This window comes from Paenibacillus sp. ISL-20 (genome assembly GCF_018613005.1).
Taxonomy (GTDB): Bacteria; Bacillota; Bacilli; order Paenibacillales; family Paenibacillaceae; genus Paenibacillus_AQ.
In genome coordinates this window covers 26,271-51,120 of sequence record NZ_JAGGRD010000051.1, presented here as the reverse complement: position 1 = coordinate 51,120, position 24,850 = coordinate 26,271, and the positions used below count along the sequence as shown (strand labels likewise).

Genomic DNA, 24,850 nt, shown 5'->3' with positions numbered 1-24,850 from the left:
ATTACTCCTCCGTAATTTGAACCTTGAGCGTCGCCTTGACGTCAGGATGCAGCTTCACCGGAATCTGGGTAACACCCAGACTGCGGATCGGATCGCTAAGTTCAATTTTGCGTTTGTCGATTTTGATCTTCTGTCCTGCCAGAGCTTCAGCAATTTGTTTGCTGGTAATGGCGCCGAACAAACGGCCGCCCTCTCCAGCTTTAGCTTTCAGGACAACCGTCATCTCTTCCAGCTTTTTGCCGAGAGCCTGCGCCTCTTCCTTCTCCTGGGCCTTGCGCTTCTCCTCTGAAGCCTGCTGCTGCTCCAGCGTTTTCATGTTGCCGTCGGTTGCCGGACGAGCGACTCCCCGCGGAATCAGGAAGTTTGTTGCATACCCTTCCGAAACTTCCTTCACCTCACCTTTCTTGCCTTGACCCTTCATATCTTTTATGAAAATGACTTTCATTCAAATAACCCCTCTTTCGCTTCGATGTCCTCCAGTACCTCCATCAACTTCTCCTCGGCTTTCTCAGGCGTCGTATCCAGTTGTACTGCGGCGTTCGTTAAATGTCCGCCTCCCCCGAGACGTTCCATAATTATCTGAACATTCATCTTGCCCATAGAGCGGGCGCTGATGCCAATCTTGCCGTCTGTGCGTTCGCTAATGACAAACGATGCCTGCACATCCGTCATATTCAGCAGCATATCCGCTACTTGAGCGATCAGCAGCTGCGGCATAGGCTCCCCGCTCTTCGATACCGCAATGGCGATATGGTCATATACCATTTTAGCATGTTTCACGATTTCTGCCTTCGCTATAAATTCTGTCAGATCTTCCTTGAGCACCCGCTGAATCATCATCGTATCAGCTCCGTGACGCCGCAGGAAACCGGCAGCCTCGAACGTTCTTGATCCCGTGTGGAGGGCAAAATGCTTGGTATCCACCGTGATCCCCGCCAATAAGGCCGTAGCCTCAACCGGAGTAAGGGATACCCGCTCATGAATATATTGCAGCACCTCGGTAACCAGCTCACAGGTCGAGGAGGCATACGGTTCAAGATAGATCAGCACCGCGTCATTAATAAACTCTTCTCCGCGCCGGTGATGATCCATCACCACGACCCGGCTTGCGCGATGAACCAGCCGCGGCTCCATCGTCATGGAGGCTTTATGCGTATCAACAACAACGAGCAATGTATGCTCTGTCATCATCTGCATCGCTTGTTCGGTGGAGACGAATCGGTTCATCAAGGCCTCGTCCTTGCGGACCTCTTCCATAAGCCTCGAAATCGACGGATTCATTCCCTCCATTACGATATAAGCCTCCACTTTATACATCTGGGCTGCTTTCAGTATGCCGATTGCAGCGCCGACCACGTCCATATCCGGCAGCTTATGGCCCATGATGATCACTTTGTCGCTCTCCTGCATCAAATCACGCAGCGCATGCGAGATGACACGTGCCCTTACGCGCGTCCGTTTCTCCACTGCATTGGATTTACCGCCATAGAAGGAGAGCCTTTGACCCGCTTTGACGGCCGCTTGATCTCCGCCGCGGCCCAGCGCCATATCCAAACTGGATTGTGCCAGCTGCCCCAGCTCCGTAATGTCGTCTGAACCGAAGGCAAGACCAGCGCTTAGCGTCAGCGGTACCTTCAGATCGGCGGTCATCTCCCGGACTTCATCCAAGATGAGAAAACGGCTGTTCTCTAGCGCATCGAGCGACCTGTGGTTGAGCATCATCAAATAGCGGTCCGAGGAAAGTCTCCGCAAATAGACGTTAAATTCACGCGCCCAATCGGTGATCTCACTGGTTACCTTCGCAATCAATGCCGTACGCTGTTGATCATCCATCCCCTGCGATGCCTCATCGATGTTATCCATCATGATAATGCCCAAAGCCAATCGCTCATCCTCATACCGCTGCCTTAGCACGGCCAGCTCGGTAATCTCATCCAGATATATGAGTCGCTCATCCGGAATGACGGTTGCTCCATAGAACTTATCCTCGTGGGAGATCTCCAGACGAATTTCTTTCGGCAGCTTCTCCTTGTTATCCTTCTTCTCTTGGGCTTCCTTCATCGTGTTAACCAGCTGAGGAAATAACTCCTGCAAGGATACCCCGACCAACGATTGATGCGGAAACATATTGACTACGAATTGGTTATGCCACTCCACTGTCTTGTCTTCGCTGTACAGCACAATGCCAAATGGCAGTACGCTGACCGCTTCGCCCTCGACCCGCTGAATCCGAAATGACAGATCCCCAATATAATCCACCAGCTCGCGGCGGAATTTCATCTCCGTCTTCAGCATCGCATAGCCGCCTACCACCGCAAGCAGCAATCCGACCAGCCCCAGAATGGTATTGTAGAACGACAGAAAAATAACAAGCAGAAGCACCAGCGCAAACGCCCAGACGGTATGATAGCCGTGCCAGCGCTTCTGCAGAAATTTAGGCATGACTCATCACCCTATCTTTTGGTTTTACTAAACGCCTGACGAAGTGGGAACGCCAAGTCCAGGATTCCGATAATCATAGCCGGCGGGAACAGCACAATCGGTATAGCCGTCAAAAGCGGTACAATCGGATGCCACTTCCGTTCGTGAGCGAGATAGTAGAAGAACCCCAGCGCTTGGATCATGAAGCAGATCTGCAGCAAAGGCGTAGCGTTAGCCACAATCATCTTCATGAAGGTATTGTCCGAATCGACGGTTGCTATGTTGATGAAGAAAATGAGCAAGTAGTACCAGATCAGGGAACGCGGCAGCATCCATTCTCTAGCCGGCTTCAGCCGCGGCACGGACAAGCCCATGCTGTTGAGTGTAGGACGAGCCAAAGCATGGGTTACCACCGTCATGAGGAACGAGCTGATAATCATCGCAAATGGAACCAAGCGCATCGTTTGATCTTTAATGAACTGTGTATCGAGTTCGGTGCCAAGGAACTGTCCGCCCAGGCCGCCTTCTACACCCATCTCAGTGAGCGGAGCGGTCGTCATCCTCACAATCTCATCCACGTACTCCGACAGATTTAATTGGAAGAAGGCCGTGCTGATCATGAGCAGAACGAGCATTTCCACCAGCATGACAGCCATGCCATACTTCAATACCTGCATGGCTGCCTTTCGCTTCCGGTACAAATATCCCATGACGATCCCCGGAATGGCAAAATAGATCGCGAATAACACATATATGGGATGAATCAGAAGCGCGATCAGCCACACGGGCACCACATGCATGATAAATGATTTTGTATTCAAAGCCGTAAACAGAATCGCAACCGGCAGAACTAACAAGAAAGCCGTTACGATCGAAAAGGGTGTGAGTAGTGATAGCAGCAGAAGCAAATAAATAACGCTCCATACCGCCGTAGTCCAGCGCAGTTTCAATATGTTCACCTCTTACGCAAATGTTCTTCGAGCGCGGAAATATCCTGGTACCAATCTTCCAGCTGATGTCCTTCCTGCTTATGCTTTTTCAATTTCTCTAACAAGAGATCGTCTAAATCCCGATAGGTCAAGCCGAGCCTTCGGCCCAGTATGTAGGAGCTCATCATCAGGCTTGCCAAACTGTCTCCAACCTTTGTAGTGCTGCCTTCCCATAAAGCTTTGAATAACCGGGATACATTGTCAATTACTTCGGTTTTGAGCCATTCAATCACTTTGGCGCGTTTAGCTACATCCAAGTCCTTCGGCATATTTGGCATATCCATCTCTCCCTGAAAACAGCTTTATTCTCCATTATAGCATAAAAAAAAGCCGCCCACACAAAGGCCCATGCACCCTGTCCATCCTTAGTCCCAGTAGAAAATCGATAACCTACCTTCTCTTTGTACTCCAATCGGGTCCCGGGTATTCCTCCCCGCTCTTTCACTGCTGCCTCGCTTCTATAAAAATAGGACGTGTTACCCACATTGCCATCGTGGTCCCACGCCCTTGTTTATTCACAGATCTACTTGATTATGATGCCCCGTGGGACTCCATCGTCTCCTTGGAGACAAACCGTTCACAGTATTCAATGATAAGGCTTCTGCGTACAATGCCGATAAAGCGGTTCATATCGTCCACCACAGGCACAAAGTTCTGCACCTTGGCCAGATTAATCAGATCCTCCATCCGGGCGTCAATCGACACCGGTTTAATATCCATACGAAAAGGAACATCCTTCAATAAAAATTTCGAAGCGTTCTCAAAAGTGATTTTGCCATCCGAATTTTTCATATGCCACAACAGATCACCTTCCGTTACAGTCCCTGCGTACTGTCCGTTCTTATCCAGTACGGGCACAGCCGTATATCGGTGAAACTCCATCCGTTCCAGCGTCTGCCTGAGCGTAGAATCCAGTGTTAAACAGATCACTTCCTGCTTTGGTAATAGAAAAAAAGCGATATTCATAATGCATTATCCTCCTTATGACTCCAACTTCTGAAGTCATGTTAAGTAACCTTCCTGATTTAAAGCCTAGGTATGCAGGTTACTCCTTCCCCTATCCATACTCATACATACGTTAACTTCGTCGTTCTGATTCCTTGTATAGGGCACAAAATCAGCAGCCATCCGACTGCTGATTGAGATGAAGCAACGTACTATGACATTCATCCGGGTATACCGGTGTATATTTATTTCAACTTTTGCTTCTCTGCATCTTTGGGCTGCAGCAGCTGGTCAGCCGGTGTATCCGAATTCATCCAGTTGTCAATTAAATCCCGAGCTTCCTGCACATCATCCATGTCGGGCTCGTTGTAATAGACGCCGCCAATTTTCATGCCTTCCCCCATGATTGTAAAGCTGGTCATATCCACTTTGCCCCCGGTCAGCATCTGCTTCGCCAGGTCAATAATGAATTTAGGCTGCATATCGGTCTGGAAATTATCTCCCATGATCTCAATCAGTTCAGGCACCTTACCGATCTGATCAAGCTTCATTACCCGCTTGGCCGCTACGTCCAAAAACACTTGCTGTCTCTTCGCACGATTAAAGTCGCTATCTTCCCGATATCGGACATAATTCAAAGCTTCCTCGCCGTTATATATCGGTTTGTTGGCTTCAATCGTGAATTTCTCATGGTCTCTGCCTTTATTGACGATATCCTTGCCAATCGGCAGCTCCACGCCCCCGATGGCATCAACAACATTCTTCAAGCCCTTAAAATTAATGGAAGCATAATAATTAAGTTCTTCCTCGAAAAATGCCTCCATCGTATCTTTGGCCATTTGATGACCGCCAAATGCAAACGCGTGGTTAATCTTGTCTTTCTTGTCCTTACCGATAATATCGACATACGTGTCCCTTGGAACCGATATTAAGAGCACTTTGGACTCCATGGGACGTACAACCGCATAGATCAACGTGTCCGAACGCGCAGGTTCATCCTCTCGCTGGTCACTCCCGAGCAGCATAACCGAGAACGGTTCGCTCTGGAGTACTACAGGTTCGGGTGTCTTGTCGCTCTGGAGCGGTTTATACGATTTCTGTAATGATTCCTCTACATCCTTTGCCATAAACAGATCAAATGCTACAACCGCAAGCTGCGTTCTAAACAGAAACGCGGTGGAGCCCAGCAGTATGACCAAAGCGAGAGTAATATATATTGATTTCCTCTTCATGAGTTCGATTCCTTCTTTATTATAAAATAATTTAATGGATAAGTCAGATCGTTAAAGGTCCTTGCTTGCACCCCAAGCTACTTGGCTCACCCTCCTCTCCTTATTAAACGGGAACTCTTCCCGTTGACTCACTACATATCAGTAGGCCAGTTTCAACACATCATCTATTGTAAACCAGATTATTGTCAAATGTGAACCCTTTACGGGCAGTTCTATAAATCTACCAAATCTTCATCGATCCGCTAAACGGGTCTCTTATCATACGTAAGAGCGGCTGTGACTCCTGAATATTGAAACCAGTCATCCAGCCGCTCTCTCCATGTTAACGTTTTAGCGAATCCGTAGTCAAACAGCTTGCGTGTCTCTTCAAATCTTGCTTCTTTGGACTCGGTACCCATGACAACGGCAACAAGCCGACTGCCTTGTTTCTCCGCGGTGCCCGTGAAGCAGTATCCTGCATTGACCGTATACCCTGTTTTTAAGCCGTCCGTGCCTTCATAGGAATAAGGGCCTCCTACCGATGGCAGCATCCAGTTGGTGTTGCTTAAATATAAATTCCGTCCGCTTATCTTGGTTTGAGTCTTGCTGGAGGTGCTAAGAATATCCGGGTGGCTGCGAATTAAATGCACTGCCAGTTTAGCCGTATCTTCTGCGGTCATCACTGTTTCTCCATCCAATGGCCTGGCTTGATCGCTGGCCGTGTCTCGCTCGACTCCCGACGCGTTCACGAATCGTGTCCCGCTGGATAAACCAATCTCTTTTGCTTTGGCATTCATTTTCCGGACAAACGCTTCCTCAGAACCCGCAAAATGCTCGGCAAGTGCTACGGCGGCATCATTCGCCGAATAAACCGTTATGCTCTGGAACAATTCACGCACCGTCAGGATCTCACCCGATTTCAGGGCAATCTTAACTCCTCTGACGTCCGTTGCGAGATCGCTTATTTTGACTTCATCGTCCCAGGATCTGTTCCCGGTTTTGATATCATCAAGAATAACCAACTCGGTCATCAACTTGGACATGCTTGCAGGCGGTAAAGGTACATCACCATTTTTGCTGAGCAAAATACGCCCGGTGTTTAAATCCATCAAGACAACTGCTCGCGCGTCCACCTTCGGTTTAAACCCCGCTCGTTCTATATTTCCTATGACAACCGCCCCAATCGGGACGATAATTAACAACATCATGACCAGCCAAAGCCACCGTTTTTTCATAGAATTAGCCCTCCATAGTTATAGACGGTTGAAAGGGGCATTTGGTCTGCTTTTTTTCAGAATTTTTATTTAGAAATTTTTGTAAATACGATCGATTAGTCACTCGGAAATAAAAAAGACCCCCTTCCGTCCGCAGACGGAGGAAGTCTCCCTATGAATCTATTTGTTTTCTAATACATGTTCTGATTGCTGTCAGAAAACTTAGATATGAAGAGTCATATTAAGCGTAGTGACAAGCAACGAAGTGGTTATTACCCATATCACGATACTCTGGAATCTCCTGCTTGCATAGTTCTGAAGCCAGTGGACAGCGAGTATGGAACTTGCAGCCTGATGGCGGATTCGCCGGGCTCGGAATGTCGCCTTGCAATACAATCCGCTCGCGCTTCAGCGTTGGATCCGGTACCGGAACTGCCGACAACAATGCCTTCGTATAAGGGTGCAGAGGATTGCGGAACAGTTCTTCCTTGCTAGCCATTTCTACCATCGATCCCAGATACATTACCCCAATTCGGTTGCACAGATGCTCTACAACACTGAGATCATGAGAAATGAACAAGTAGGTCAACTGTTTCTCGCGCTGCAAGTCACTAAGCAAGTTGATGATTTGCGCTTGAATCGATACGTCCAGTGCAGATACCGGCTCATCCGCTACGATAAAGTCTGGATTCAGAATCAACGCGCGGGCAATCCCGATCCGTTGACGCTGTCCACCGGAGAATTCATGCGGATAACGATCATAATGATAGGCAGCAAGGCCGCAAATCTCAAGCGTTTCTATAACGCGATTTTTAAGATCTCTGCGGTTAACTAAGCCATGGTCAATGAGTGCTTCGCCGATCGCTTCGCCAACCTTGATTCTTGGGTTCAGGGAACTGAATGGATCCTGGAACACGATCTGCATTTTCGGACGGAGTGCACGCATTTTCTCTTTGGATAAGGTATGGATATCTTGACCATTAAAGATAACTTTACCCTCCGTTTTCTCCAACAAACGGAGAATGGTTCGGCCAATGGTGCTCTTGCCGCAGCCGGATTCACCTACAAGCCCGAAGGATTCCCCTTTGTTGATGGTAAAGCTGACTCCGTCAACTGCTCTTACATTACCCACGGTCCGCTGCAATATGCCGCCGGTGATGGGAAAGTATTTCTTCAAACCATCAATTTCGATCAATGCTTGACTCATTACGCTTTCCCCTCCTCTTCATACAACCAGCAAGCGACCTTATGGCCGTTAGGATCCGTACCGAGCGGAGGCGTCTTCTCTCTACAAATCTGCATGCATGATTCACAGCGATCATGGAAATGACAGTTATCTCCAAGATCTACCGGATTGGGTACCTGCCCCGGAATCGAATACAGACGTTCTTGGGTCTGGTTAATGATGGGCTTAGCTTTCAAAAGTCCCTTGGTATATGGATGCTTCGGCTGCTTGAAGAGCTCAATTACCGGAGCTTCTTCAATGACTTTTCCGGCATACATAACAACAACGTAATCAGCCATTTCGGCTACGACACCCAGGTCATGCGTAATCAGCATAATGGATGTATTCATTTTCCCTTTGATGTCGCGCATCAGATCCAAAATCTGGGCCTGGATCGTAACGTCCAGCGCAGTTGTTGGCTCATCTGCAATTAGGAGCTTGGGATTACAGCTAAGTGCAATTGCGATCATAATCCGCTGGCGCATACCACCGCTGAGCTCATGCGGATAGGAGTCGAAAATCTTCTCCGCACGCGGTATTCCTACCAGATTGATGAGTTCGATGGCACGTTGTTTAGCCTCTTTACGGTTTACGAGCTGGTGTAACACAATTGGCTCTACAATCTGCTCCCCAATCGTTAATACCGGGTTCAGTGAGGTCATTGGCTCCTGGAAGATCATGGCGATATCGTTGCCGCGAATCAAGCTCATCTCGCTCTTGCTCATCTTCAGCAGGTCCTTGCCTTCATACAGAATTTCTCCTCCTACTGGAGGTGTGTCGATTAAACGCATAAGAGACATGGCTGTTACGCTTTTACCACAGCCCGACTCGCCCACCACGCACAGTGTTTCACCTTCACGGATTTTGAAGCTTACATCGTCGACGGCTTTCACGGTGCCTGCGGAGGTTTGAAAATGCGTTTTTAAATTGCGGAATTCAACTAATTCTTTTGCCATATTCGCATCTCCTACTTCTTCATTTTCGGGTCAAGTGCGTCGCGAAGCCCGTCACCGATCAAGTTAATCGCAACCACGGTCACAAGAATACACATGCCTGGCGGAATCCATAGCCATGGTCTCTTGCGGAAGTCGATGAGATTGTTGGCGGCAGAAATCATATTCCCCCACGATGGTGTTGGTGGAACAACCCCGACCCCTAGGAAACTCAATGCCGATTCAAACAGGATAGCTCCCGCTACACCAAGCGTTGCAGATACAATTATGATTGGAATCGTATTTGGAAGCAGATGGCGAAAGATTTTTCGACGATCTTTAAGTCCCAAGGCTTCCGTTGCTTGCATAAATTCCTGTTCACGGAGCGTCAATATTTGACCACGTACGAGACGGGAAATACCGCTCCAACCCAATATACCGATAATGACCATCAAGAAATAGATACGTTCTGAAGGCTCCACCTTCAAGTCAGACAGTACTGCACCTAAGATGATTAGAATGGGAAGGGTTGGCATGGCCATGAAAACGTCAGCAATACGCATTATCAGTGTATCTACCCATCTACGATAGAATCCAGCCAATGCGCCAAGCGTCGCTCCGATAATAACGGAAATACCTGTCGCTATTAGTCCTACTGTGAGGGAAATCCTACCTGCAAGCATCATGCGCAGGAGTACATCGCGCCCCAGTTTATCGGTTCCTAACCAATACTTGGAGCTTGGAGGCAAATTCTTATCAGCCACACTGTAATCAAATAGGGAATATGGTGAAAAGACCGGGCCAATAAAGCACAGCAAAAACATAAATACAATTATGATAAGTCCGATGACAGCGAGACGGTTTCTGGAAAAACGGCGAATGGCCATTCTCCATGGAGAATCCGGCTGCTTTTTCGGTACTGATAGATTCGTTTTTAATGGTGCAGCCTCTGCGGACAAATGAATCTCCTCCTACTTTAAGCGAATTCTTGGGTCAGCGGCGCCATACAGGACATCTGATAACAAGTTACCTAGCAATGTCAATACGGAAATAAATATCGTGAAGCCGAGCATAAACGGATAATCCCGCATACTGATCGATTCCAGATATACCTGGCCAACCCCTGGCCAAATGAATATCTTTTCCAAAATGATGGCTCCACCAAATAAGCCTGGCAACTCGAAGCCCATCAAAGTGATCGCAGGAAGCATTGCATTACGCAAAGCATGCTTGAAAATAACCGTACGTTCCTTCAATCCCTTTGCACGGGCTGTGCGGATGTAATCCTGACGGATAACCTCCAGCATGCTTGTACGGAAATACCGCGTCAAGCTGCCTGTGCTTAGCATTGTAAGTACAGTCACTGGCAAGAACATATGCCATGCGATGTCAATCATTTGCTGCCATGTGTTTCCATTCAAGCCTGAAGTTTTCATACTACCAACTGGAAACCATCCTAAATCCAAGGCAAAAATCTTGATGAGAAGGAGTCCGATAAAGAAAGAAGGCAGTGACATACACAAAAAGATGAATAAAGTTACGATCTTATCAAACAATGAATACTGAAATTTAGCCGAGAATACCCCAGCAAAGATAGCGATTATCCAGCTAAATATCAACGAAAAAACGGCAATAAAAACAGAGTTCCATACATAGTTACCCATAACGGTGGTAACCGGTTGTTTGTGCTGAAGGGAATCTCCGAGATTGCCCTTTAACATATTGCCAGCCCATGTAAAGTAACGCTCTACCGGCGGCTTATCCAAACCATAAATTTCCCGAAGTTGAGCTGCTTTCTCAGCAGTCATCGTCGGGTTATCCATTGCAGTGATATAATCACCTGGCACCATTGCTGATATTGCAAATATGAGAATCGAGATCCCGATCATTGTCGGGATAATCTGCAGCAGCCTCCGGATAATGTACTGCTTCATAATATTCCTCCCGGCTTATAAGTGGATATGCCCAGCTCTTGCGAGCTGAGCATATGTTTCCTGCTGTTATTGTTCAAGTTCGACTTTGTAAAGATCATGTACGAAGTCTTTATATGGAGTAATTTCCATACCATTAACTCGGCTGTTGATACCCCACATATCACGTCTTTGGTAAATCGGGAGATCCGGAACGTCTTGATTCAGCACTTGATATGCTTCTGCATATGCTGCTTTACGCTCTTCAAGATCGAAGGCTTTCAGACCTTTATCCATTGCTGCATCATAAGCAGGATTGGAGTATCCAATATCATTTTGCTGTCCATCCGTACGGTATACAGTGGATTCTGGATCTGGAGTCAAGCCCCATGCAGCAAAGAACATTTCGAAATCGCCTTTATCCTTCTTATCCATGATCGCATTGAAGTCTAATGTTTCTGCAACGATCTTAATGCCAAGCTCTTGGTAGTTCTGATTCATTACCGGAATCAAAGCATCTACAACCGGGTTATCAGCTGTTGCAGAGAAGTGAAGCTCAAATTTCTTGCCGTCTTTCTCGCGGATGCCACCAGCACCTGGAACCCAGCCTGCTTCATCAAGAAGCTGCTTCGCTTTCTCGATGTCGAAATCATGTGTATCGATACCTTCAGTAGTATATGCCCATGATACATTCGACTGTGGAATGTTGATTACGTTAGCATAAGGACCATAGATAATTTCAACGATTTCTGCACGGTTCAAACCGTATAATAATGCTTGACGAACTTTCGGATCTTGGAACTTAGGATTTTTATGGTTCAAGGCAACGTAACCGTACCCATTGGTTGGGAAGATGTTGATATCCAAGAAGCCCATGGATTTCAACTCCTCTACGGTATCTTCGTTAACGGTAACCATATCCATATCGATTTCACCGGATTGGAACATGGCCAATTTAGTTTCATCAGTAGTTGTTTTGTAAATTACGTTTTTGATTTTCGGAGCCCCCAGGAAGTAGTTCGGGTTAGCTTCCAATACAACCTCTTGACCAGGAGCGAAGCTCTTCAATACATACTGACCGCTACCGATTGGTTTAGTATGCAGGTTCTTCATGTACTCCAGGTTGCCTTGTTTGTAATCTTTACCGTAGTATGCTTCTGGTACGAAAGAAATGTCTCCTAGAGAATCCTTCGTCATAGCGTTTGCTTCAGTTACTTCAATCTCAATGGTGTGGTCATCGATAACTTTAACACCAGAGATGTCCTTTGCTTTACCATCATGATACTCTTGACCACCTTTTACATGTGTCGAGAAGATATCAGATTGACCGTCATAGCTAGCATCATGAAGAACTTTCATCGCAAATGCATAATCTTTTACTGTTACAGGTGTGCCATCTGAATAAGTTACACCCTGTTTCAATTTAAATGTGTATTTCAATTTATCTTCGGAAACTTCTACGCTTTCCGCCAAACGGTTCGAATACGTTCCATCACCATTCAACGTGAAGAAAGAATCGAAAATTGCTTCTACAACATATTTATCATATGCTGTTTGCCAGAAGAACGGGTTGAAAACGCCTTTTGGTGAAGTCATACCAACGATCAGTGTATCTTTACGATTTTTAGCTGCTGAAGGATTTAAAGATGGGTCCTCAGCCTCGAAATAACCTTGGCTTTCATCTCCAGTTTCAGCAGGCGGTTCTGTAGTATCTTTGTCGCCTTCAGCTGGTGGTGTTTGCTCCGTTTGCTCCCCTTGACTTGGCTGTTCTGCTGTTCCTCCGCCCGCACATGCTGCCAATACCGTCATGGCCAAAAGCATGAGTGCAAGCAGAAGTGACATTCTTTTCTTCATGCGAATCCTCCTCTTAAAAAATGTTGTTGCATTATAAATTATCAGGACGAATATTGAAATCATCCTTAAATAATTTCGAACAGAATTCTTGTTCTCTAGGATGTCATTGCATGATGTGAAATAAATTGAAAGTTTTACAGAAAATATACCATTGGTCAATTAGTGCCAAAGTCTCTAGCAAAATCTTCTTGCCTATAAAATTAATGTTATGATACGTGTAAATTTAGGTAACGTCAATTACTTTTTTTCATTTTTCTCAAAAATCATGTTTTTATCGTCATTTTCGAGGTTAATAAATAAGTTTATCTCCGTTGTATATCCTTAGTTTACTGAAAATGTATGTAATATCAAGATTTATTTACAATTTATAACTATATTCGTTCATGGTTTTGCAGCGTTCATGTAATATTAAATTACATACACTTCGGAATTAAATTCTATTCATTAATTTTTTGGTCTATTAGGTAATGTATATGTTATTTAATTTAACATAACTTGAGTTGGTCTACCCTGATTATAACTAGAAACCATTTTTATGTAATATATTATCCTTACGATATGCTTCAATTCGTTATTAGATGACGTTATATTTGTGGTTCTACTTATTCATAGTTTAGCCTCCTACAGCGTTAACGCTTAAAAAAAGCAATCCGGGACTGTGATCCGGATTGCTTTCACGTTGAATTTCATGTCAGATAAATCAACCTTGCTCTTTCATACTTGCGAACTACAGATTCTTTACCCAAGCGAGTTTTAAATCCATCTCTTCAATGCACTGCTGATGATCATGCGTATCGTCAGCCACTAACGGTGTCACCGGATATATTCGCATCTGTCCGCGGTAAGTATGCAGCAGCGGATGCACAGCATGTCTTCCTTGGATTTCCGGATCCAGCCACTTTGCCATGTTTTCCTCTGACAAAATCGCCGGCATTCGGGTTTCGAACTCTCGAATCGCTTCATTGGCCTCTGTCATTAGAACCGTACATGTTCTCATTTCATTTCCCCTGGCATCCCGCCATGTCTCGTATAGACCGGCCATGCCGAATATTTCATGATCTCCGATAACGGTCCGTACCGCATAACTCCGTTTACCAACCGTTCTCCAGTAATATAAACCGTTACAAGGGATCACACAGCGTCTTGTGTCAATCGCTCTACGGTAAGTGGGATTTTGATCAACCGTTGTAATATCAGCATTGACCGCATCTTTACCCCAATAGGGCACTAGCCCCCAACGATACTCGTCGAGCACCCGCTCTCCCTGTTCTTGTACAATGACCGGCATGGTTTGGGTAGGACTAATGTTGTACCGGCTCTTGTAGTAATACATTACCCGATTGATGCCAAAGCGTTGATTCACTTCATCGATCCCTGCGGACAGCGAGAATCGTCTGCACATACTACTACCTCCTTTTTCCTTTATCGTTTGGATAATGGAGGCGGAATATGCATAATAAGACTAACAACATGGAGCTTCCACTACTTGTACGCTTGTATCCCTGGAGTGGACATCATATAATTGAAAGGTTTCTGCAAGTTTTATGTAATCACATTATTAAATTTTCTTTAGCGCTCTGTCGTACCAATGCTCTGGTATCATGTTTGTATACGATAGACATCATCTTCGACCAAGTAAGCATCAAATTTGCCCATAAACGTTGTCTTTTATTGAGCCAACATTTCGATTGTACTTTATTTTCAAAGTGGTGATCGAACCAGCTTTCATTTGATGAGCCGATACATACCTATATATAATAGAAGGAATTATTTCAAATTGCTTTTTCCGCCTTCATAATCGTATTTTTATTTCATACAAGAGTACTCCATTATCTTATAAAATGTATTGCTTACAATAGACACTGTCCGTTTAAAGCAGACATGGTTTCAGGGCTTTAAAACTGGAAAGCTTTACACCAGGCTTGTGTTTGTCGGTAGCTGCTTTTCCTTCTTATTGTACACTCTGGGGAGACACGGTTCTTCTGTGGAGACATTATATATCCCAACATCTGGATAACCTCGATTCATCCCAAAATCAATGATTTCCACATCAAGAGTGCTGAGCTTTCAACTTGGATTGTTACTGGTAAGACTCTCGTCTCCAACTACTCCCAACACATCCCTCCTCGATACCAGCCTGTACATAATAAAAAAGCGGTCCAGCCTATAAGTTAGGCTGGACCGCTCTGACACAAATGATTACTCAGTTGTGTATGGAAGCAATGCGATTTGACGGGAGCGTTTGATCGCAATCGTCAGGGCACGCTGATATTTAGCGCTAGTACCTGTTACACGACGAGGCAAGATTTTTCCGCGCTCGCTGATGAATTTCTTGAGCAGGTCTGTATCTTTATAGTCAATGTGAGTAATTTTGTTCACAGTGAAGAAACATACTTTACGACGCTTGTTGCGGCCGCCGCGGCGTGCCGGTCTTTTGTCGTTGTCTCCGCCTTCTCTTTGTTTAAAAGCCATGTGTTGTCAGTCCTTTCCGTATTAAAATGGCAAATCATCATCCGAAATATCGATCGGTTTTCCTTCATCGGAAAAAGGATCCTGATTGTTGTTTCGCGAGTTGGTATTGTTCCCACGGTTTCCGCCACTGCTATTGCTATTGCTGTTGCTTCCTCCGCTAAACGATGATTCCTCACGATTTCCTCCGCCACCGCTTGTTTCACGGTTTGACTCCAAGAAGCGAACATTATCGGCAATGACTTCGGTGACGTATACACGCTTACCTTCGTTATTCTCGTAATTCCGCACTTGAATGCGCCCTTCTACAGCCGTCAGACGGCCTTTACGCAGATAGTTTGCACAAGTCTCCGCAAGCTGTCTCCAGGTCACGACCGGAATGAAATCCGCTTCGCGCTCCCCGCCTTGTCCAGTAAACGGACGATCGACAGCAAGTGTAAATTGCGTTACAGCAACACCTGAAGGAGTATATCGCAGCTCGGGATCCTTAGTCAGTCGGCCAATCAAAATGACACGGTTCAACAATCCAATCCCCTCCTTAGAACGAAATCAATTACAAAGTTTTTTTACGTATTAAGCAATGTCGTTCGTGATGAGATAACGAATAACTTCGTCAGAAATCTTCATGAGACGCTCAAGTTCAGCTACAACTTCAGGTGTTGCGTTGAAGTTTACCAGAACGAATACGCCATCACGGAATTTCTTGATCTCATACGCAAGACGGCGTTTACCCATTACGTCATGCTTTGTAATTTCTCCGCCGTTGGAGATAATGCCTTGGAATTTATCGACTGCAGCTTGAACAGCTTCTTGTTCAATGTCAGGACGAATAATGTACATCACTTCATATTTGCGCATATGTTTCACCTCCTTATGGACTTCGGCCCTCAATCTCTGTTGAGAGCAAGGAGCGAGTCTAACTCGCACCATAATACTATATCAGAACGGATGATCGGATGCAAGTTTCTTTTCGATGCTGAATATGCTCCCTTCCCTTTATTACCGCGCTTTTCTCACTTTCCCTGCGATGATTTAGAGTCCAATGGCGCATGATAATACATGCAGTCCATCCATCATAATGAGGAGGAATTCCACAATGGGAGAACAGTCCGAATTTCGTGCAGGTGACAAAGCCCCAAACAACGGCATTTATATGGAAGTGGGCGTCAGAGACCATATCATGGGGATCGAAAATCCTCGTCAAATCCAAATGAACAAGGGTGATACATTTCCTGAAACCCAAAATGACGATCGTGTATGGTTAAACAAGCGCAGAGTGCAGCCTAAGTAACCACCTGAAGTGATCAGCCTCGAGAATTTTGTACATTATGCCTACCTCATCCTTTGCCCACGGTACAAAGTCAGGGCATGGCTTGAATCACTGTTGACCAAGCCATGCATTCTAAACATTTAATATTGGAATTTTTATCCGGTAAAATTAGTGTGTATACAAAGACATCTATATGCGCACATTATTATCAGGCGGTGCATGAGAGAGGTGTGGTTCCGTTGAACGTTGCAGCAGAACGACGCATGAGGTTTCTGATCGTCACACGGATTGCAAGCTGAGGAAATGAGCCGAATGCTTGACCTCTTGGACAAGTGAAGCTATTGACAAGGTTCGCAGAAGTGCTGATAAAATGATTCCAATTCACAAGCACCGCCTACCCAGAAGGAAGGGCCCAATCGGGCCCTTCTTTTATCGTGCAAATGCTCGAGACCAAAAACTCAAGTTTGTTCCAACGAAAAACACCCCCTGCAGGTCGTCTGCATGAGGGTGTTTTATTCAAAGGCGCTTTACAGCTTAACGCCTAACTTATGTAATCAACATCGTTTATAACCATAACAGCGGAACTTTAAACGATTGGTGGCGGAAAGGGTGGGATTCGAACCCACGCACGCCTTGCGACGCCTAGCTGATTTCGAGTCAGCCCCCTTGGGCCTCTTGGGTACCTTTCCACAGCAAGATTGATTATATCATGGAAACATTATCTGGTCAATAGCTTGTCTTAACGCTTCGGGAAGGAGATATTACGGTGTATCTCCTGCCCCTTCCGTCTCTTGAGCCGAACGCAAAACCTTCTTCATATTCTTCTCAAACTTTAAACGGGGGATCAACACACTATGCTGACATTTGGTACATTTGATCCGAATATCCATCCCCATGCGAATAATCTCCATCTCATTATTCCCACAAGGATGCGGCTTCTTCATCTGAACGATATCCCCTAACTGAAATACCTTGCGCTCCATGGCTACCGCTCCCTTTTACTTCTATCACTTCTTCTATCTATTATATATCATTGGATAACCGATTAGATCAACCCTGCACGCGTTCTTGTTCCAAAACCCGTGCTTCAATCGCCTGTTTGATATCCGTAAAAATCTGACGTTCCACATCTTCCCTTGCATTCGGATTGCATTCCGCCACAATACGAACAACATATTCGGAAGTATTCAATGACTGGATTCCTAATACATCCGGTATCCGCTGTACCTCTGGGCGACGGTCCATGATTCCCGTAAGGGCCGATTGAATCAGTGTAATCGTGTCCTTCACCTGCTGGTCGTTCTTTACCGGTAGATCTACAATAGCTAATGAGTTGGAAAGGGAATAATTTGTGACGCTGGTAATCATCCCGTTCGGAATAATATAGGTCTCCCCATTCAATCCCTTTACACGCGAGGTGCGAAGCCCGATCATTTCGACAGTTCCCCTGTACTCACCACTTTTGATTACGTCACCTACCGCAAACTGATCCTCGAATATAATGAAGAATCCAGTAATAACGTCCTTCACTAAACTCTGTGCACCAAAACCTATTGCAAGACCAAGGACTCCGGCACCGGCTAACAGCGGTCCTAACTTGAAGTGGAACTCCGAGAGAATGATCAAAATCATGACAAAGTTGCATACAACGGAGGTTACATTTTTTAACAACTCCCCTACCGTGACAAACCGTCTTGAGTTCACTTGAATCCGGCTCTTCTCCTGCCTAAGGAGAAACTGATCAATCATTTTATACACAACCCGTATCACAAGACGCGTCAGAATAAAAATGATGATAACGCGAATCCCGGATGACAGGATATTTATCCACATCTCTTCATTCGTTAACCATCTCCAGACCGTATCTTTCAAGCCTTCAGCCTCCTTAGCCAATTCCTCTAAACCCACCTCATCTGCATCCCCTGATAAGTAACCAAAGCCCCTCATCCTGATGTCCTCCCCTTACTCTTCGATGTTGATATACCTCTTGTTGTTATGCAGCGCAAAGATGCCCCGGATTTCCACATGCTCCTGCTGAATGATCTCTTGAACATCTTTTAACGCATCAGATGGGAATTGAATCGATAATGCACAGCCTGCTGTAATCTCTTTTGGTGTAGGAAAAAGATCAATTTCGATATCCGCATACTCCAACAGTATTTCCGCACGCAGTGCCTGCTGGGTGGAATCGAATGCGATCAACATCGCGCCTTCCACTGCCCCGTCCCCCTCCATCATGCCTATCATTTCTATGTATGTTCTTCTCATCATCATTTCCAATGATTAAGAGTTTTATATAAACCTTTTCATAGATCAACATATTCATATACCTCATGCAGTCCAGGTCATATCCTCTTTCTAAGAACATCCTTCTGTCTGACATGAATATAAATCACATTTTAAGCGAATCCCAAAGTATAAAAACAGTCTTTCATCCATATACTGATACTACCAAATGCAGACGAAAGGAAGATTCTATGAACCGTCTATCTAAAATCACGTCTCGCCCGGAGGCTTCCAGTTTAAAAATACCACACACGGACCCTAATATCCATTCTGCTATTATACATCGCTTGCTCTTCCATCTCTCTGACGCCCGTATTCAGCATCGTCCGCTTGTCATAGTCTGCATCGGTACCGACCGGTCTACCGGCGACTGCCTGGGCCCGCTTGTCGGCACCTCACTTGCACGCTACAACAGTTCCATGTTTCATCTCTACGGTACGCTGGACGAGCCTGTCCACGCCATGAATCTGAAGGATACGCTAACGGCCATATACGAAAAATTCGACAACCCTTTTGTAATCGGAATTGATGCTTGTTTAGGGCAATCATCAAGTGTAGGCTCTATTCAGATATCCGATGGTCCTCTAAAGCCTGGAGCCGGCGTACATAAAGAATTACCGCCGGTCGGCGATATCCATGTAACAGGTATCGTCAATGTCGGCGGCTTTATGGAATACTTCGTATTGCAGAACACTCGCTTAAGCTTGGTCATGCGGTTGTCTGATATTATTGCAACCTGCCTATTTGCAGGCATCAAAGAGTGGAACCGTTCTACCCTTCTTGCAGCGCAAGAGTGACAGCCTCTTTTTCTTCCGGAGACAATGGATATTTAGACTGCCCATCCTTGAGCGGTTTAGCGTACACAAAAGAGCTCTCCCGGTTATGCAGACCGGTCAGCACGATCCCTTCCTCTTGTTCACTGAGAATAGCCAGGGAGAAGCTCATTTCATTTCCCCGCTCGCCAAACGCATTGTATCGTACGATACCAACTTTGGACTTCATCCCTTTCAAACTACCGCTGATCGTATCCAGCATTTTTTGATGATTGACATGCCCCTCTTCAATCTCATCCATTTGGATTTTCAATTGGACCAACAGTGATTCGATGTCTTCTACCCCACTGCCTGCCATCATCGCATCATAACGACGCCTCATTTTACGCAGTTTTGTCCCCTGTACAATTAAAGTTACCCATAAGATCAAGATGATCATGACCATTCCGACGACAAACCAATGAAGCTGCTCCATGATCAGTTCATTTAATTCAGACATGCTTTTTTCCTTCCTCTTCTCCATCTTGATCTATTCGATTAACTATGAATCTCTGCAATCGCTTTTCGCATGAACTCTACCTCGTCACGGCTAGTAGAGATCCCCACGCTCGCTCTGATTGCACCTGTCTGTTCAGTGCCTGATGCCAAATGGGCAAGCGGTGTACAATGATAACCGGCACGCACAGCAATTCCATATTCCCGGTCCAGTCGGAAAGCCAATTCAGACGCACTGTATCGCTCCGACACAAAAGCAACAATACCTGTCCTCGCCTGTCCAAGAGCAGGACCTAGTATACGAAGGCCTCCTGCCTCTTGTAGACCCTCCATCATATATTGCGTTAACTCCCATTCATGCCGGTAAATATGCTGCGGTGTCCATTCAAGCACCTTCTTCACACCCGCTTGCAATCCCGCATATCCAATCGTGTTAGGCGTCCCTGCCTCATATCGATCCGGACGTACCGTTGGCTGTTCAATAGCCTCTGATTGACTCCCTGTGCCTCCGTGCAGTAATGGTTCCAGATCAATATCAGGCGAGATATATAACCCGCCTGTTCCCTGCGGCCCCAGAAGCCCCTTATGCCCCGGAAAAGCCAACATACCTACATGCATCTCCTCAACATGAACATCCAGCATACCGGCACTCTGGGCAGCATCTACGAGCAGTACGGCCCCTTTCCTCTTCACCAGTTCTCCTATTTCAACGAGAGGAATAATCGAACCAAGAAGATTGGAACTGTGACTACATACAACAAGCCTAGTATTAGAACGAAAAGCTCCCTCCATTAGTTGCACATCAAGCTGACCTTCCTCATCGACAGGAACATAGTCCACTTGTATCCCTCGGGTGCGTTTCAAATATTCTAACGGTCTTCGCACTGAGTTATGTTCAATCATAGTGGCAATCACATGGTCGCCTTCACGCAAATAGCCTTTGATTGCTAAATTCAACGCTTCTGTTGTATTCGATGTCAGCGCAATATCATTAGGATTTTTCACCCCAAACAAATCCGCGAGCGTCTTTCGTGTTCCGTAGAGTACACGCGAAGCTTTCACCGCCATCCGGTGACTCCCACGCCCCGGGTTTGCAGCCGCCTCCTCCATCGCCTTTCTCATCGCCTCAAATACTTCAGGAGGCTTTGGCCACGAAGTGGCTGCATGATCCAGATAAACGATCGGGTCCATGATGTTTCCCCTTCATCTTTACCGTATTGGTGTCTCTTAACAGGATATGTCCAAAAACCTCTTCAAACCCAGCATCAAGGCTATGGCTTCACGTTTAGTTAAATAAAGACATATCTCATTTCCTTACAGGAACGTCGACATGTCTTTGGTTTTTAATCGCACTCATTTGCTGTTCGACCATTTGTTGTTCAACCCGTCACTCACAATAGTATCTTCTTCAACAAAACCACGACTCTTTATTGAAGAAGTTCCAACAACCGCTCCAGGTCCTGTCTGCTATAGTAATTAAGCTCAATCTTCCCTTTATCCTTATTGTGCTTAATTTTGACAGTTGTTTTAAACCGTTCTCTCAGATCCTCTTCCAGATGATCGATATAAGGATCTCTATTCTTAACCTTAGGTTTCGCTTTATCCGTTGGTTTACGATCCAGATTCTTGACAGCTTCCTCTAGTTCACGAACACTCCACTCTTGCTCCACACACTGTTTTGCCAACTGCTTAACAAGAATTGGATCCTTAATTCCAACGATCGCTCGGGCATGTCCCATGGACAATGTTCCACGTGAAACATTGTCCTTCACTTCTTCTGGTAGAGAAAGCAACCGCAAAAAGTTAGCGATGTGAGAACGAGACTTACCTACCTTCAATGAAAGCTCTTCTTGGGTTAAGGAAAATTGTTCCATCAGACCTTGGTAAGCTACAGCAATCTCCATGGCGTTCAGGTTCTCGCGCTGCAGGTTCTCAATCAGGGCAATTTCCATAACTTGTTGATCGCTAAAAGATCGAACCACCGCCGGAATCGTAGCTTTTCCGCAATATTGAGATGCCCGGAATCTGCGCTCCCCGGCAATAATCTCATACCCTTTCAGCACACTGCGGACGATAATCGGTTGTATAACTCCATGCTGACGGATCGATTCCGCCAATTCCTGGATTGCCTCATCGTTAAATGTCTTGCGCGGCTGATACGGATTCGCTCGCAATTGACTGAGCGGAATTTCCACTACCTTGTCATCATCATGAATAGACAAAGATGGAATAAGCGCATCCAGCCCTTTTCCCAATCGTTTACTCATACGAGATCACTTCCTTTGCCAGCTCCAAGTATACTTCCGCTCCCTTAGAACGAGGATCATATGTAATGATCGACTGTCCATGAGAAGGTGCCTCACTCAAACGAATGTTTCTAGGAATAATCGTTCTGTACACTTTTTCCTGAAAATACTTTTTCACTTCTTCAATCACTTGAATGCCCAGGTTCGTGCGCGCATCCAGCATCGTCAGCAATACGCCTTCAATCTTGAGAGAGGTGTTCAGATGTTTCTGAACAAGGCGAACCGTATTCAGTAGCTGACTCAGACCCTCCAGTGCGTAATACTCACATTGAATCGGAATGATTACAGAATCAGCCGCGGTCAATGAATTGATCGTTAAAATGCCAAGCGATGGAGGACAATCAATCAAAATATAATCATACTGAGGCTTGATTAATTGTAATGATTTCTTCAATCGTACTTCACGGGAAATCGTAGGGACAAGCTCAATCTCAGCACCAGCCAATTGAATGGTTGCCGGAATGATGTCCAATCCCTCTATGTTAGTCCCACAGATGGCGTCCTTCGGGTGAACTTCATTGATGATAATATCATATATGCAATTTGCAACATCGGCTTTATTAATGCCAACCCCACTCGTTGTATTTCCTTGGGGGTCTATATCCACCAAAAGCACCCGTTTGCCTAGCGAAGCCAATCCAGCTCCCAGATTGACGGAAGTCGTCGTTTTGCCGACACCGCCCTTTTGATTTGCTATGGCAATTATTTTTGACACTCATTTCACCTCAATGTAGGAAGACTCTTCTAAGTAGTCGCAATAGATGATATACAGCGATAAGCTGTATATGTTTTAAGCGAACAATCCCGGTAACCCCGGGATGCCCAGGATATAGCTGCGATGAAAATGAGTAATAATAAATTACATGGTTCTCATCTGTAACAACAAACCTAACCCCTTCGTTAAACGATGCAGCCTGCTGCAGAGCACTATCTCTTGATCAACAGAAAAAGCGGTACGATGCATACCGCTTCACACCATATCTTAACGTTTTGGTATTTTTATAACGATTTCATAGTGATCTTCATGATCATTCTCTGTTGTTTTGATTGCCATCCCGGAACCGGATACCATATCAATCGATTGGCGAATCGTGTTCAGAGCCAGGCGGACATCCTTACTATAAGATATACGCTTAGACTTCTTCATCGTTGTTACTTCTTTATAAAAGGCGATTCGTGCCTCCGTCTGCTTCACATTCAATTCCTTGGTAATGATCTCATCCAGCACCTTGAGCTGGGTTTCTTCATTATCCAAAGATAGCAGTGCACGAGCATGGCGTTCCGTCACTTTACGTTCCATCAAGGCCACTTTGACTGCTTCCGGTAGCTGCAGCAAGCGAATCTTGTTTGCAATCGTAGACTGGCTTTTTCCTAAACGCTGTGCCAAGCTCTCTTGTGTCAGTTGATGAAGATCAATCAGCTTCTGATAAGCGACAGCCTCTTCAATGGACGTCAGTCCTTCACGCTGCAAATTTTCGATTAACGCAATCGATGCCGCCTGTGAATCGTTGAACTCCCGAACAATGGCCGGAATCGTGTCCAGACCCAGCTTCTTAACCGCACGCCAGCGGCGTTCCCCTGCAATGATCTCATACATGCCATTACGGACACGAACAACGATAGGTTGAATGACTCCATGAGTTTTAATCGTCTGGAGTAGTTCATCAATCTTCTCATCATCAAAAATCGTCCGTGGCTGGTATGGGCTGCTGACAATCTCGTTTACCGGGATTTGTTTCACTTCATCCCCTTGGTTCCGCTCTGCCGCTAAGCCAAACAATCTCGAAAATTGTTCTTTCATTCCGTATATTACCACCTAATTTCATGATAGCACGGATAAGCCTCCGAATATCCCGGAATCGGTTAAACGATTGGACAACCACAATATGGAGCCATACACAGATGATTCCACCATCCATTGGCGCTAGAATCCACTGTGGTGCCAGGCATTTCCCTGCAAAAACAGATTTCATGCTGATCAGAGAAAAGACGCCTGTGGTGATCATAGCCGTATTACTCTGATCCAAACCGCTGCATGAAGCGGTTGCTTCTTGAGAGATATAACAGGAGGTTTTATCATGATGCTTACAATCAATTGATATCTCACAAGTGGTATATATGTTTTCTACTTCGCATAAGGCCATGATCCCCTTGGGATCGCACGGCACTTTCCAAAAAACAGCAGCCACAACGATCAAGGTTGTTGACTGCACGAAGCAAGGATGGAAAAGTGACCAAACCAGGATTTATACTCTTTCATCCTATTAAAGAACGGGCAAACCGGCCCTTCTGTCCAAATGGATACTACGATTCTATTCTACCACTTTTTGTCCTATAACTCTATTCTCCAATATCACCTTTTTTCCTTCATTTCTCGCTTGCTTTATACATGATTTGTGCACAGTTCCAAAGTTTTTGCGTCGATATCATATTATAGGCCACCTTATCTATCCTGCAGCCTTTCTAACGATCCTAGCATTCAAAATAATTGTGGGATTTGCCAATAGATTAGATTTCTTCAACGACCAATATCATCCAAGTCCAAGACGA

26 protein-coding genes and 1 tRNA gene are annotated in these 24,850 nt (G+C 45.5%); 2 read left to right on the top strand and 25 right to left on the bottom strand.

Annotated features, from left to right (window positions below):
• Position 1: 1 nt before the first annotated feature.
• The 16 genes from rplI to rpsF all read right to left on the bottom strand — a co-directional run bounded on the left by rplI (position 2) and on the right by rpsF (position 16,028).
• Complete coding sequence (gene rplI / locus J7E85_RS26070; protein ID WP_071219349.1) at positions 2 to 445, bottom strand: 50S ribosomal protein L9; 444 nt, start codon at positions 443 to 445, stop codon at positions 2 to 4.
• Complete coding sequence (locus J7E85_RS26065; protein ID WP_215162890.1) at positions 442 to 2,442, bottom strand: DHH family phosphoesterase; 2,001 nt, start codon at positions 2,440 to 2,442, stop codon at positions 442 to 444. The genes rplI and J7E85_RS26065 overlap by 4 nt, the downstream gene beginning before the upstream one ends.
• A gap of 11 nt (positions 2,443 to 2,453) precedes the next feature.
• Positions 2,454 to 3,380, bottom strand: a complete 927-nt coding sequence (locus tag J7E85_RS26060) for a DUF2232 domain-containing protein (RefSeq protein WP_353049561.1) — start codon at positions 3,378 to 3,380, stop codon at positions 2,454 to 2,456.
• Complete coding sequence (locus tag J7E85_RS26055; protein WP_179090743.1) at positions 3,377 to 3,679, bottom strand: MazG-like family protein; 303 nt, start codon at positions 3,677 to 3,679, stop codon at positions 3,377 to 3,379. Before J7E85_RS26055 ends, J7E85_RS26060 begins: the two co-directional genes overlap by 4 nt.
• Before the next feature lie 262 nt (positions 3,680 to 3,941).
• Positions 3,942 to 4,376 carry a CBS domain-containing protein gene (locus J7E85_RS26050; RefSeq protein WP_076326274.1) on the bottom strand — a complete coding sequence of 145 codons (435 nt, stop codon included), beginning with the start codon at positions 4,374 to 4,376 and terminating at the stop codon, positions 3,942 to 3,944.
• 224 nt (positions 4,377 to 4,600) lie between these two features.
• Positions 4,601 to 5,587, bottom strand: coding sequence for an LCP family protein (locus J7E85_RS26045; protein ID WP_215162888.1), 987 nt, complete (start codon positions 5,585 to 5,587; stop codon positions 4,601 to 4,603).
• Positions 5,588 to 5,829: 242 nt separating this feature from the next.
• The gene (locus J7E85_RS26040; RefSeq protein ID WP_215162887.1) at positions 5,830 to 6,801 is read right to left on the bottom strand and encodes a D-alanyl-D-alanine carboxypeptidase family protein; all 972 of its coding nucleotides are present in this window, start codon (positions 6,799 to 6,801) and stop codon (positions 5,830 to 5,832) included.
• Between the two features lie 220 nt (positions 6,802 to 7,021).
• Positions 7,022 to 7,987: an ABC transporter ATP-binding protein gene (locus tag J7E85_RS26035; protein WP_215162886.1), complete on the bottom strand. Its 966-nt coding sequence runs from the start codon at positions 7,985 to 7,987 to the stop codon at positions 7,022 to 7,024.
• A complete protein-coding gene (locus J7E85_RS26030; RefSeq protein WP_213647618.1) occupies positions 7,987 to 8,961 on the bottom strand; it encodes an ABC transporter ATP-binding protein in 975 nt (324 codons plus the stop codon). The genes J7E85_RS26035 and J7E85_RS26030 overlap by 1 nt, the downstream gene beginning before the upstream one ends.
• A gap of 11 nt (positions 8,962 to 8,972) precedes the next feature.
• Positions 8,973 to 9,896: an oligopeptide ABC transporter permease gene (gene opp4C, locus J7E85_RS26025; RefSeq protein WP_215162884.1), complete on the bottom strand. Its 924-nt coding sequence runs from the start codon at positions 9,894 to 9,896 to the stop codon at positions 8,973 to 8,975.
• Positions 9,897 to 9,908: 12 nt separating this feature from the next.
• Positions 9,909 to 10,871 carry an ABC transporter permease gene (locus J7E85_RS26020; protein ID WP_215162883.1) on the bottom strand — a complete coding sequence of 321 codons (963 nt, stop codon included), beginning with the start codon at positions 10,869 to 10,871 and terminating at the stop codon, positions 9,909 to 9,911.
• Between the two features lie 66 nt (positions 10,872 to 10,937).
• The gene (locus J7E85_RS26015; RefSeq protein WP_215162882.1) at positions 10,938 to 12,701 is read right to left on the bottom strand and encodes an ABC transporter substrate-binding protein; all 1,764 of its coding nucleotides are present in this window, start codon (positions 12,699 to 12,701) and stop codon (positions 10,938 to 10,940) included.
• A gap of 727 nt (positions 12,702 to 13,428) precedes the next feature.
• Positions 13,429 to 14,103 (bottom strand): SOS response-associated peptidase, encoded by a 675-nt coding sequence (locus J7E85_RS26010; RefSeq protein WP_215162881.1) that lies wholly within the window; start codon positions 14,101 to 14,103, stop codon positions 13,429 to 13,431.
• Positions 14,104 to 14,900: 797 nt separating this feature from the next.
• Positions 14,901 to 15,173: a 30S ribosomal protein S18 gene (rpsR, locus tag J7E85_RS26005; protein ID WP_006207333.1), complete on the bottom strand. Its 273-nt coding sequence runs from the start codon at positions 15,171 to 15,173 to the stop codon at positions 14,901 to 14,903.
• A gap of 21 nt (positions 15,174 to 15,194) precedes the next feature.
• Positions 15,195 to 15,695 carry a single-stranded DNA-binding protein gene (gene ssb / locus J7E85_RS26000; protein ID WP_215162880.1) on the bottom strand — a complete coding sequence of 167 codons (501 nt, stop codon included), beginning with the start codon at positions 15,693 to 15,695 and terminating at the stop codon, positions 15,195 to 15,197.
• 48 nt (positions 15,696 to 15,743) lie between these two features.
• Positions 15,744 to 16,028, bottom strand: a complete 285-nt coding sequence (gene rpsF, locus J7E85_RS25995; protein WP_215162879.1) for a 30S ribosomal protein S6 — start codon at positions 16,026 to 16,028, stop codon at positions 15,744 to 15,746.
• 238 nt (positions 16,029 to 16,266) lie between these two features.
• Between rpsF and J7E85_RS25990 the strand changes: the two genes are divergently transcribed.
• Positions 16,267 to 16,461: a YjzC family protein gene (locus tag J7E85_RS25990; protein WP_053490757.1), complete on the top strand. Its 195-nt coding sequence runs from the start codon at positions 16,267 to 16,269 to the stop codon at positions 16,459 to 16,461.
• A 577-nt stretch (positions 16,462 to 17,038) separates the two neighbouring features.
• Here the strand turns inward: J7E85_RS25990 and J7E85_RS25985 are convergent.
• The 4 genes from J7E85_RS25985 to J7E85_RS25970 form a co-directional block, all read right to left on the bottom strand.
• Positions 17,039 to 17,129 (bottom strand) — tRNA-Ser (locus J7E85_RS25985).
• A gap of 72 nt (positions 17,130 to 17,201) precedes the next feature.
• The gene (locus J7E85_RS25980; protein ID WP_076326286.1) at positions 17,202 to 17,423 is read right to left on the bottom strand and encodes a DUF951 domain-containing protein; all 222 of its coding nucleotides are present in this window, start codon (positions 17,421 to 17,423) and stop codon (positions 17,202 to 17,204) included.
• A gap of 67 nt (positions 17,424 to 17,490) precedes the next feature.
• Positions 17,491 to 18,387 (bottom strand): mechanosensitive ion channel family protein, encoded by an 897-nt coding sequence (locus J7E85_RS25975; RefSeq protein ID WP_215162878.1) that lies wholly within the window; start codon positions 18,385 to 18,387, stop codon positions 17,491 to 17,493.
• Between the two features lie 15 nt (positions 18,388 to 18,402).
• Positions 18,403 to 18,657, bottom strand: a complete 255-nt coding sequence (locus J7E85_RS25970) for a putative Se/S carrier protein (protein WP_215162913.1) — start codon at positions 18,655 to 18,657, stop codon at positions 18,403 to 18,405.
• A gap of 260 nt (positions 18,658 to 18,917) precedes the next feature.
• On the opposite strand from J7E85_RS25970, the gene yyaC reads away from it, so the two are divergent.
• On the top strand, positions 18,918 to 19,523 hold the full coding sequence (gene yyaC / locus J7E85_RS25965; protein ID WP_076326288.1) for a spore protease YyaC: 606 nt from the start codon (positions 18,918 to 18,920) through the stop codon (positions 19,521 to 19,523).
• Here yyaC and J7E85_RS25960 read toward each other — a convergent pair.
• From J7E85_RS25960 to noc, 5 genes are all read right to left on the bottom strand, one after another.
• The gene (locus tag J7E85_RS25960) at positions 19,498 to 19,998 is read right to left on the bottom strand and encodes a DUF4446 family protein (RefSeq protein WP_215162877.1); all 501 of its coding nucleotides are present in this window, start codon (positions 19,996 to 19,998) and stop codon (positions 19,498 to 19,500) included. The genes yyaC and J7E85_RS25960 overlap by 26 nt on opposite strands.
• Before the next feature lie 38 nt (positions 19,999 to 20,036).
• Positions 20,037 to 21,185, bottom strand: a complete 1,149-nt coding sequence (locus tag J7E85_RS25955) for an aminotransferase class V-fold PLP-dependent enzyme (protein WP_215162876.1) — start codon at positions 21,183 to 21,185, stop codon at positions 20,037 to 20,039.
• A 236-nt stretch (positions 21,186 to 21,421) separates the two neighbouring features.
• Complete coding sequence (locus J7E85_RS25950) at positions 21,422 to 22,261, bottom strand: ParB/RepB/Spo0J family partition protein (RefSeq protein ID WP_076326291.1); 840 nt, start codon at positions 22,259 to 22,261, stop codon at positions 21,422 to 21,424.
• On the bottom strand, positions 22,254 to 23,015 hold the full coding sequence (locus J7E85_RS25945) for a ParA family protein (RefSeq protein ID WP_076326292.1): 762 nt from the start codon (positions 23,013 to 23,015) through the stop codon (positions 22,254 to 22,256). Before J7E85_RS25945 ends, J7E85_RS25950 begins: the two co-directional genes overlap by 8 nt.
• Positions 23,016 to 23,282: 267 nt before the next feature.
• Positions 23,283 to 24,101 carry a nucleoid occlusion protein gene (noc, locus tag J7E85_RS25940; RefSeq protein ID WP_076326293.1) on the bottom strand — a complete coding sequence of 273 codons (819 nt, stop codon included), beginning with the start codon at positions 24,099 to 24,101 and terminating at the stop codon, positions 23,283 to 23,285.
• Positions 24,102 to 24,850 lie beyond the last annotated feature (749 nt).

Coding starts and splice junctions, on each gene's coding strand:
- J7E85_RS26055 (WP_179090743.1), bottom strand. CDS start 3,679: ATGCCGAAGGACTTGGATGTAGCTAAACGCGCCAAAGTGATTGAATGG.
- noc (WP_076326293.1), bottom strand. CDS start 24,101: ATGAAAGAACAATTTTCGAGATTGTTTGGCTTAGCGGCAGAGCGGAAC.
- J7E85_RS26050 (WP_076326274.1), bottom strand. CDS start 4,376: ATGAATATCGCTTTTTTTCTATTACCAAAGCAGGAAGTGATCTGTTTA.
- rplI (WP_071219349.1), bottom strand. CDS start 445: ATGAAAGTCATTTTCATAAAAGATATGAAGGGTCAAGGCAAGAAAGGT.
- rpsF (WP_215162879.1), bottom strand. CDS start 16,028: ATGCGCAAATATGAAGTGATGTACATTATTCGTCCTGACATTGAACAA.
- J7E85_RS26020 (WP_215162883.1), bottom strand. CDS start 10,871: ATGAAGCAGTACATTATCCGGAGGCTGCTGCAGATTATCCCGACAATG.
- J7E85_RS26035 (WP_215162886.1), bottom strand. CDS start 7,987: ATGAGTCAAGCATTGATCGAAATTGATGGTTTGAAGAAATACTTTCCC.
- J7E85_RS25975 (WP_215162878.1), bottom strand. CDS start 18,387: ATGAGGGGCTTTGGTTACTTATCAGGGGATGCAGATGAGGTGGGTTTA.
- J7E85_RS25960 (WP_215162877.1), bottom strand. CDS start 19,998: ATGTCTGAATTAAATGAACTGATCATGGAGCAGCTTCATTGGTTTGTC.
- J7E85_RS25990 (WP_053490757.1), top strand. CDS start 16,267: ATGGGAGAACAGTCCGAATTTCGTGCAGGTGACAAAGCCCCAAACAAC.
- J7E85_RS26010 (WP_215162881.1), bottom strand. CDS start 14,103: ATGTGCAGACGATTCTCGCTGTCCGCAGGGATCGATGAAGTGAATCAA.
- yyaC (WP_076326288.1), top strand. CDS start 18,918: ATGAACCGTCTATCTAAAATCACGTCTCGCCCGGAGGCTTCCAGTTTA.
- rpsR (WP_006207333.1), bottom strand. CDS start 15,173: ATGGCTTTTAAACAAAGAGAAGGCGGAGACAACGACAAAAGACCGGCA.
- J7E85_RS25980 (WP_076326286.1), bottom strand. CDS start 17,423: ATGGAGCGCAAGGTATTTCAGTTAGGGGATATCGTTCAGATGAAGAAG.
- J7E85_RS26030 (WP_213647618.1), bottom strand. CDS start 8,961: ATGGCAAAAGAATTAGTTGAATTCCGCAATTTAAAAACGCATTTTCAA.
- J7E85_RS26045 (WP_215162888.1), bottom strand. CDS start 5,587: ATGAAGAGGAAATCAATATATATTACTCTCGCTTTGGTCATACTGCTG.
- J7E85_RS25950 (WP_076326291.1), bottom strand. CDS start 22,261: ATGAGTAAACGATTGGGAAAAGGGCTGGATGCGCTTATTCCATCTTTG.
- J7E85_RS26065 (WP_215162890.1), bottom strand. CDS start 2,442: ATGCCTAAATTTCTGCAGAAGCGCTGGCACGGCTATCATACCGTCTGG.
- J7E85_RS26040 (WP_215162887.1), bottom strand. CDS start 6,801: ATGAAAAAACGGTGGCTTTGGCTGGTCATGATGTTGTTAATTATCGTC.
- J7E85_RS25955 (WP_215162876.1), bottom strand. CDS start 21,185: ATGGACCCGATCGTTTATCTGGATCATGCAGCCACTTCGTGGCCAAAG.
- J7E85_RS26015 (WP_215162882.1), bottom strand. CDS start 12,701: ATGAAGAAAAGAATGTCACTTCTGCTTGCACTCATGCTTTTGGCCATG.